This window comes from Arthrobacter sp. GCM10027362 (genome assembly GCF_042679445.1).
In the GTDB taxonomy this organism is placed as follows: Bacteria; Actinomycetota; Actinomycetes; order Actinomycetales; family Micrococcaceae; genus Crystallibacter.
Genome location: NZ_JBHTML010000441.1, coordinates 1 through 641, shown reverse-complemented (window position 1 = coordinate 641; position 641 = coordinate 1). Strand labels below are relative to the sequence as shown.

The following is a 641-nucleotide window of genomic DNA, read 5'->3' as shown; positions in this document are numbered from 1 at the left end:
GGGCAGCGAATGGTGCGACGTCGAGCTGCTGCGCCGGATCCGGCGGCGCTCGCTGGCGGCGCTGCGCAAGGACGTCGAGCCGGTGGAACCGGCCGCTTACGGACGCTTCCTGCCCGCCTGGCAGAACGTCGGCGCCGGGCTGCGCGGGCTGGACGGCATCGCCACCGTGGTGGACCAGCTCGCCGGCGTGCCGATCCCGGCCTCGGCCTGGGAGCCGCTGGTGCTGGCCTCGCGCGTGGACAACTACGGCCCGGCCATGCTTGATGAGCTGATGGCCACCGGCGAGGTCCTCTGGTCCGGGGCCGGCTCCCTGCCGGGCAATGACGGGTGGATCAGCCTGCACCTGGCGGAGACGGCGGACCTGACGCTGAACCCGCAGCCGGACTTCGAACCCAGCGTGCTGCAGTACGAGCTGCTCAACGCGCTCTCCGGCGGCCGGTCCGGGCCGCTCGGCGGCGCCTACTTCTTCCGCCAGCTGGCGGAGGCCCTCGCCGCCGCCGGGACCCAGGCCACCGACGCCGACCTTGTCACCGCGCTCTGGGAGCTGGTCTGGGCCGGGCGGATCGGCAACGACACCTTCGCTCCGGTGCGGGCCCTGCTCGCCGGGGGCACCACCGCACACCGGCAGCGCCCGGCCACCC

The 641-nt window shown here is 74.6% G+C and carries 1 pseudogene; it reads left to right on the top strand.

Annotated elements, in window-relative coordinates:
- Positions 1-641: pseudogene (locus ACFQ36_RS23245) on the top strand (ATP-dependent helicase); the annotation flags it as partial.